This window comes from Pseudanabaena sp. 'Roaring Creek' (assembly GCF_001402795.1).
In the GTDB taxonomy this organism is placed as follows: Bacteria; Cyanobacteriota; Cyanobacteriia; order Pseudanabaenales; family Pseudanabaenaceae; genus Pseudanabaena.
The window spans coordinates 21,102-29,655 of record NZ_LIRE01000375.1; the positions used below are offsets into that span (position 1 = coordinate 21,102).

The 8,554-nt window shown below is 39.1% G+C and carries 7 protein-coding genes; 5 read left to right on the forward strand and 2 right to left on the reverse strand.

Translation table 11 applies throughout. The features are described from left to right. The first annotated feature begins 334 nt into the window (after positions 1-334). From AC805_RS12740 to AC805_RS12760, 5 genes are all read left to right on the forward strand, one after another. On the forward strand, positions 335-844 hold the full coding sequence (locus AC805_RS12740) for a hypothetical protein (RefSeq protein WP_055075783.1): 510 nt from the start codon (positions 335-337) through the stop codon (positions 842-844). Between the two features lie 285 nt (positions 845-1,129). Beyond that, complete coding sequence (locus AC805_RS12745) at positions 1,130-4,528, forward strand: tetratricopeptide repeat protein (protein WP_197278720.1); 3,399 nt, start codon at positions 1,130-1,132, stop codon at positions 4,526-4,528. A 306-nt stretch (positions 4,529-4,834) separates the two neighbouring features. Further along, a complete protein-coding gene (locus AC805_RS12750) occupies positions 4,835-5,749 on the forward strand; it encodes a type IV pilin-like G/H family protein (RefSeq protein WP_055075785.1) in 915 nt (304 codons plus the stop codon). A gap of 365 nt (positions 5,750-6,114) precedes the next feature. Beyond that, complete coding sequence (locus tag AC805_RS12755; RefSeq protein ID WP_055075786.1) at positions 6,115-6,651, forward strand: hypothetical protein; 537 nt, start codon at positions 6,115-6,117, stop codon at positions 6,649-6,651. A gap of 402 nt (positions 6,652-7,053) precedes the next feature. Next, the gene (locus AC805_RS12760) at positions 7,054-7,554 is read left to right on the forward strand and encodes a DinB family protein (RefSeq protein WP_055075791.1); all 501 of its coding nucleotides are present in this window, start codon (positions 7,054-7,056) and stop codon (positions 7,552-7,554) included. Between the two features lie 175 nt (positions 7,555-7,729). On the opposite strand, the gene AC805_RS12765 is transcribed toward AC805_RS12760, so the two are convergent. After that, complete coding sequence (locus AC805_RS12765; RefSeq protein ID WP_055075787.1) at positions 7,730-8,131, reverse strand: type II toxin-antitoxin system VapC family toxin; 402 nt, start codon at positions 8,129-8,131, stop codon at positions 7,730-7,732. Then, positions 8,128-8,373: a type II toxin-antitoxin system Phd/YefM family antitoxin gene (locus AC805_RS12770; RefSeq protein WP_055075788.1), complete on the reverse strand. Its 246-nt coding sequence runs from the start codon at positions 8,371-8,373 to the stop codon at positions 8,128-8,130. Before AC805_RS12770 ends, AC805_RS12765 begins: the two co-directional genes overlap by 4 nt. Positions 8,374-8,554 lie beyond the last annotated feature (181 nt).

Sequence of the window (8,554 nt, forward strand, 5' to 3'; positions counted from 1 at the left end):
AAGGAGCCAACGCTAAAATAAATTACTGCTAACCCAAGAGTCCAAGATATAGCAGAAATAATGTTTGTCCGAGACATAACTACTCAACAATTATTTAATTTATTTAGACTGTTGCTACTTAGATATAGTTCGGTTTTAAGAAAACTTTTTTGGACAAAAGCGCATCGCTACAGGAATAAGTGACACATAGCGAAATGATAAATCTTAGACTTTATGGAAAACACAGATGTAAACATTTACACTTTGACAGTAATTTGCTTGTGCGATCGCCCTATGTTCGCTTAGAGTTTTTGCTAAAAGCGGTCTTACTTAATCTTGATCAAAGTCTAATCCTATGACCACAGAACAATTACAAAAGATTTATGCAGAGAGTCGAGCTTACGTACAGTTGACCGCATATTTACAACTAGCGATCGCCTGTGTGCTGGTCGTTGGCGGTACGCTCATGACTTTGTTCGTGCTTTTGATTGCCAAAGTACCAGCGATTGTAGGGGCAATACTGATGCTTATTTGTACGGGTATGGCAGCTTTCAAAGGTTGGAAAGGATATACCGATCTCAAGGGTAAACCCATTGTAGTTAGTGCCGAAATCCTCAAAAAAGAAATCTTTACCGCAGGTCAACCACCAAATGAGACTAGGGAATATTATCTACACTTGGATATTGATGAAGCCTATAGCATTGACTCTGAGGGCAAAACAACTGCATTGCGGAAACTTAAAGGTAAGTATCGGTTTTCGGCAAGCGATCGCCTATGGGCAAAGGTAAGTGAGGGAGAGAAAATTGCAATGGTTGCGACCCAAAGCCGTATGCTATTTGCGCGAATTAGCGACTTATACCCATAGACAATCTCGAGACAATCTCGAGATTGTCTCCTAAACATTGCTTTTTTGTCATATGCAATTTATAAAACATTGGTTCTAGTGGAAAAAGTTTAAGTGGCACATTGGCTATTTCAAGGCAACCCTATATGCGAAAGAGATGGCGATCGGTGACGGGGGGCTGATTTGGATTGCGGGCGCAAATTAGAATTGTTATATATTTAATTTAGCCATCCTAATTAGCACCTCTGAGCTAATAATACTGTGCGTAATATCAGGACAATCGCATTTTTAACTTTGCTGTTTTGCTTGCCAATACAATTAGTGGTACGTGAAGATAGTTGGTCTCAGGCTATAACAAATCGTAAGGCTGATGCCGATCAATTGCTTAAGCAAGGAATCCAGCAAGCTTACAACAATCAATACAAGTTAGCAGTCACATCATTTAAGCAGGCGTTAGAACTTTACCGCATTACCAAAAATCGTCAAGGTGAGAAAGATACGCTCATTGGTTTGGGTAATGCTTATGTGGAACTAGGAAACCGAAGTGAAGCAATAAGTATTTTTCAGCAGTCTCTAATAATTTCCCAGCAAATAGGCGATCGCCAAGGAGAAGGAAACTCCCTAAATGGCTTAGGAGAGGCATATCGATATATGCAGGATTACGATAAAGCGAGTGACTTCGATCAAAAAGCTCTAGCCATTTTTAGACAAATTAAGAATCAGCAAGGTGAGGGAGATTCGCTCAAAAATTTAGGCTTTCTTTACTTGAATTTAGGAGAAGATACGAAAGCAATTGATTCCTTCCAGAAAGCGATCGCTATTTACCAGCAAATTGGAGATTATAAAGGTGCAGGTATTTCTCTCGAAAAATTAGGAGTGATTTATTGGTCAGATCGAGAACAGTATGACAAGGCGATTGAATTTTTCCAACAAGCATTAGTTTGTAGACAGAAAATTGGCGATCGCAAAGGTGAAGCAGATATACTCACTAGTCTAGGTCAAGTTTCTACAAATTTAAATCAGACTGAAAAAGCAATTGACTTTTATCAGCAAGCTTTAAGCGTTTCTCACGAAATTAGCTATCAATCTGGGGAAATGGACGCATTGATGTATTTAGGTAACCTATACCGAAAGCTGCGGCAATATGAGAAAGTAATTCCTATTGTTCAGCAAGAATTAGATCTTGCTCTCAAGTTTGCTAACTTAATTATACAATCTGAGACGACTAGCGAATTAGCAAGAGCCTATGAAGACGTTGGTCAATACGAAAAAGCGATTGAGATCTATCGGCAAGCTTTGATCATCGATCGTAAACTTCAGGGAGATGGAGAAAAAGTCACCCTTGTTAATTTAGGCAGAGTTTCTGAAAAGTTGGGACAATCTAATCAAGCGATTGAGTTTTACCAACAACTTTTAGCACTTGGGCGCACTCGTCACGATCGGGAGACTGAGGGTAGTGCTCTGGATCATTTGGGTTATGTTTACGATCGTTTAGGTCAGTATGACAAAGCGATCGATTTATATCAACAGAGTTTATTAATTGCCCGTGAGATCCAACTTCCCATTGGTGAAATTGCTTCTCTCAATAAACTTGGTGCAGCATACGACAATATGGGGCAATATGAAAAGGCAATTAACTTCTATCAGCAAGGCTTAGATATTGCTCGTAAGATTGAACAGCTTTACAGTGAAAATCCTGCTCCTAATAACCCCTTTGTTCAGATGGATAAGCAATCAATTATTCATAGTGAAGCAGCTTCGCTCAATAATCTAGGCATTGTTTATGCCTATCTAGGTCAATATGAAAAAGCGATTGAGTTTTATCAGCAAAGCCTAAAGATTTTGGATAAAAGTCAAGACCATGTCTTCCAAGGATTAGTTCTAGATAATTTAGGAACTAGCTACCGTATTTTAGGAAAGTATGAGAAAGCAATCTCTTTTCAGCAAAGAAGCTTGGAAATAGCGCGCTCAATGAAAAATTATCAAAATGAAGCAGGTACGCTTATTAATCTAGGTGTCACCTATAGCAGTCTAGGTCAGTATCAAACATCTATTGAATTACATCAACAATCATTAGACATTTTTAGAAAAATTAACGATCGCCGAGGTGAAGGTACTGCCTTAATTAATCTTGGTAATAACTATCGAGAATTAGGTGATTTTACAAAGGCTCTAGACTTCTATCAACAATCTTTAGTTATTACTAATCAAATTGGCGATCGCGAAGGTCAAGGCAAAGTGTTTAGAAACTTGGGATACTTACTAGCCCAGCAAAATAAACCCGAACTTGCAATCCTGTTTTATAAACAATCAATCAATCTGACAGAAGCGATTCGCAAAGATATCCTTGGGCTGAGCAAAGAAGAACAAAAATCCTACTTGGATACGGTAGCATCAACCTATCGCAACCTTGCCGATCTCTTGCTCAAACAAGGGCGAGTGTCAGAAGCCCTACAAATTCTTGACCTACTTAAAATCCAAGAACTTGAAGATTATCTTAAAAACATCAAAGGGAGCGATCGCACTACGCAGAACATTAGACTTTTAGAGCCTGAAAGAAATATTAGCGACAAGCTATCGACGATTAGCAACGAACAAATCACTGAATTCAATCAACAACTTGCGAGTCAGATCCAGCAAATTCCAAAATCAGATATTAATAAAACTCCCGAATATCTGCAAAAACTTCCTCAAGGAGCAGTCCTGATCTATCCTTTGATTTTAAGCGATCGCCTTGAATTGATTGTTTTTTCTGCCAATAGTCTCCCAATCAACCGTACTGTTACGATAAGCAAAACAGAACTCGAAAAACTGGTGACTGATTTTCGTAATGACTTGCAAGATATTAGTTCTTTAGATGTTAAAGATTCAAGTCAAAACCTCTACAATCTCATCATTAAACCGATTGAAGAAGACCTAAAACGGGCTGAGGCTAATACTATCCTCTATGCTCCAGATGGTCTTCTTCGCTATATTCCCCTTGCCGCTCTCTATGATGGTAAACAGTGGCTAGTAGAAAAATATCGAGTAGATAACTTGATTGCTTATAGCCTATTCGATCCAAATCACAATTCTCAAACAAACTTCCGCATCTTTGTTGGAGCCTTCGGTGGAAAAGGTAGCGAAACTCGTTTTGGTCTGGGTGGATTGCCTTCAACAATTCCTGAAGTTGATAATATTACTACTGGCTTCCCTAATACAACTAAACTAATTGAATATGACTTTACCGCCAATGCTACAAAAACAAATGTTGTCGGCAAAAATATTGTGCATCTTGCCACCCATGCGGAGTTTAAATCGGGTAGTCCATTAGATTCCTATATTCTGTTTGGAGATGGAAGTAAGTTGACATTATCAGAAGTGAAAGACTGGCAGTTAAAAGATGCTAATTTAGTGCTCCTCAGCGCTTGTCAAACTGGGATAGGTAGCTTGGGCAATGGTTCTGAGATTCTTGGTTTTGGCTATCAAGTCCAGAGAGCAGGAGCTAAAGCCTCGATTGCTTCTCTCTGGAAAGTATCGGATGGTGGCACTCAGGTATTGATGAAAAGTTTTTATGAAAACTTAAAAAAGCGAAATATTACAATATCAACATCTCTTAGAGAAGCGCAACTGGCGATGATTCATAGATCTGTAAAACAGGGTGAAGCAAATTATAATCATCCTTATTTTTGGTCTGCTTTTGTTTTAATTGGCAATGGGATATAAGTAACTGATGTTACGTGGAAGTCTGTAAAGCCATCACCCCTAACCCCTCTCCCCCCTTACTTTTCCCGTTATCTTGCTGTTTTAGTATAACCGTCAATATTCCTACTACCAAAAGCCTTATTCTAGCGTTGCGGATTGTCATTAAGTGACACTTATTGCAAATAGGTTGGATTTTGAGACCCTTGTCCAGAGAGAGTCTCAGAGATAAAGGGAAAAGTAAGATCTAAACCCAGTCCTTCAAGCGCTACAATCTTGTCAAATTTCTACAAGAAAATAATCTTTTTGGGGATTAACGAGTAATAGATAATGCTTAAACAAACTAAACAAAATTTGATTTTCAAAGTTGTAACTTCCTTAGCGATCGCCATGAATATTGCTTATCCAGCAATTTTTACTAATCTCGGTTTTGAGGCGATCGCTGCCGAAAATACTCCTCTTTCTGCGGAAGCAAGTCAGTTAAGAGATCGCTTAACTGGACAATGGCAACTAATACCTACTGTCAATACTAAAGACCCATTGAAATTTATCTTTACTGCTGATGGCAAGCTATATATGGTCAACATAGACCAGAAGTCAGCATTCGCCTTTGAATATCAAGTGAATACGACTAATGGACAGACATACCTAGATGTGTTGCATGGTAGTTTTGCCTCCAGAATCACCGTTGATTTCAGTCAAAAAGGTCAGCTAATTTTGCAACAATTATTTGTTCCCGCAGCATTTCAGTATTCAGAAAATATTTTTGGAGGATTGCTTTTACCCAACGCGCTATTTCTCAATCGTATTTCCAATGACGCTAATTTGCCTAAAGACATTGAGGTTACAAGTCCTCCACCTTCTGGGTATCCAATAAAACAGAGCGAAGCAAAAACTTATGTTGGGACGTTGAATCGCGCTCAGCAAGCTTTCTTTCTAGAAAAGAATTACTTTACAAGTAAAATTGCCGATCTAGATATTGGCATTAGTCCTGAGACTGAAAATTACAAATATCAAATTGAGGTTCTCAATAGTACTAAGGCAGTTCAGAACATCGGTCTAGCAAAGAAAGATGGATTGAAGTCATATACGGGACTGGTGTATGTTGTCCAAATTCCTAATTCTCCAGACCCGAGCACATTTGTCATAACCTGTTCGAGCCTAAAACCTACTCGCCAGATGCCCCCCAAATTTGTCCTCCAACCAGAACCAGAATGCCCATCTGGGTATGAAAAAATCCAATAATAATTAAGTAGCTCAGATTGAGCTTTCGTGCGATCGGAATTCGGCTTTTGTGAGGAGATTGGAGAAGGTGATTTTGTCAGTTTCTTAGGGAGGGGAACTGTTAAACTGAAATCAATAAAATCAAGTTATTGAAATTGCATGATAACTTTCCTGAACACACTAATTTTCTTTCTCACACCATATATATTTATTTGGTCGGTGTTAAATGGATTAATCGTAGTTGGGCTAATCAAATTTTTGAGAATAAATACCTCTACTGGAACTCAAATTGCAACTGGGATGACCACTAAACCCAGTCCATCAAGCGCTACAATCTTGGCAAATTCCCCTAGAACAATATGCGATCGCTGTATTAAATTTTTGTGATGAAAAAACAACTCCCATTTTTATATAAATTCAATCTCAGGATCTGCACATATATTTATTTACTTATTACAGGACTAGTCTTGTCTGTAAATCCTGCTAAAGCAGAGACGCGAATTGATGCGATTCATCCTGCCAATGGTTGGATCTTAAGGAGGGCTCAATATGCTCTTACCTTAGAACCTAATGATGGAGTACGACTAGAATGTTTGACTACTGGAGATCCCAAACTTAATAATATTTTCCGTCCAGTCGGACTAGGTTCGCCAAATCCAAATCATAACTATTATGTGAATTGCGATCTTTTCGGTCGTACTGTAGGAGAGCCCAGCCAGCAATCACCCCAATTAAACCAAACAAGACTATCAAACTTTCCACTTTTTCAATATCGTTTGATACTACCACCAGATGTTGGTGTCTTAGTTTTCTGCAAAAAAGGGGAACCTAAAATTAATCGGGTTTTCCAGAAACTTACAGATGGAAATTTTGCTGCTCAACCCTATGACTACATTAGGTGTGGAGAGTGGCATTCTTTTTAATTTGGATCGTTATCTGTTACAAAATGCGATCGCTACTAGGATCGCTTACCGTTACAAACCACTGTAAATATTTACACCCGCTAAGCGTGAAATGCTAATTTCAATTTTCCACTAGAACCGCGATCGCCACTAAACTAAATCTAACAAGCGCTACAATCTTGGCAAATTTCCCCTAGAACATCATGCGATTATTGCGTGACTATGACTAGGGCTACCGAGTATTTAGAGTTGTCGTGCGATCGCAGTTCGGCTTTTGTCAGGCGATTGGAGAGGGTTGTTTAGGGTGCGATCGGGAAGCGCGATCTAAATTTGCTGAATTCATATCTATTTTTCTTTTAAATGAGAAAATAGATAAATTTAATACTGTTCGTAAGGGATCGGTTAGTCTTTCAGCGTATGGAAATGATTAATAAAACTCAATTTGAACTCATGGCTCGGTACAACCAATGGATGAATAGCAATTTGTATGAGGTATGTGCTGATATTCCCGATGAAGATCGAAAAAAAGACTTAGGAGCCTTTTTTGAATCTATACATGGAACCTTGAACCATCTGCTATACGGTGACAAAGCTTGGATGGGGCGTTTTACTAGCAATCCTTTTCACTGCGAAGTAATTGGGCAGCAACTATACGATAACTTTGAAGATTTACGCCAAGAGAGAATTGAAGTGGATCGTCAAATTTTATTGTGGTCGATGAGGCTAGATTCGGAATGGTTAAGTTCAAAATGCGAGTATAAAAGTAACGTTGATGGAAAAACGCGAGTTATTCCATCATGGGTATTAGTCACGCATATGTTTAATCATCAAACTCACCATCGAGGTCAGTTAACCACTTTAATTAATCAGCTTGGGTACAATTACGGAACGACTGATTTGCCTTGGTTGCCAGAATTTAACTGAGGCGATCGCCACTTCTACAAGAACAGATGAAAGGTTAAGTATCTTAATCAATACCAATTACTATCTGTGATCGCCTATTAAACCCTTCAAGCGCTACAATCTTGGCAAAATTCCCCTAGAATTCTATGCGATCGCTCATGAAGCGAGGCTTTTATTAGAAAGAGCGATCGCCTTCCTATGAATTTGCTGCCCAAAGAATAGAAATGTCTTGATATTGGCTAAACATATGATCAGCCGTCACGATCGTCATATTTTCTATTTGAGCCTGTGCGATTAACATCCTGTCGAAGGGATCACGATGATGTAAAGGTAAAGCCGCAGCTTGTAAGGCATGACTGAATGAAATATCGAGCGATCGCGCCCCCAATTGCACCATGCGACTTGAGATATAGCTATCTACTGGTTCTGGTAGTGGCAACTTACTGATCGCCACTTTGATACCCATTTCCCAAACACTTGCCACAGAGAACCACACTTCATTAGCTTCATCGACAAGGGAAGCGATCGCCTCTTCACTCAAACGCTCTGGCTGGGCAAACCACCACAACCAGATATGAGTATCCATTAACAATTTCACCCTTCACTCCCCTCAAATGCTGACAAGATATCCTCTGGTAAAGGATCGTTAAAGTCTTCAGGTACGATAAAACGCCCCTTATCTATGCCTAAACTCGCTTTGCGATTAGCAGAAGTACCAAATGGAACGAGCTTAGCTACGGGAATACCTCGGTTAGAGATAACAATCTCTTCTCCCAGTTCCACCCTTGCCAAAAGACGGGAAAGATTGGTTTTAGCCTGATGAATATTAACGGTTTCCATCTAAACATACTAGACTAAGTTTATAGACTAAGTTTAGTGTGTTTAGATAATCTTGTAAATATAAAATCGTTCGATATTACGCGCGATCGCTTCAGATGATTGCGATTTGGTATTCGTGAAGAGATTGGAGAGGGTGATTTAGAGTGCGATCTCCATTACCTACCACTGTAAATATTTACAC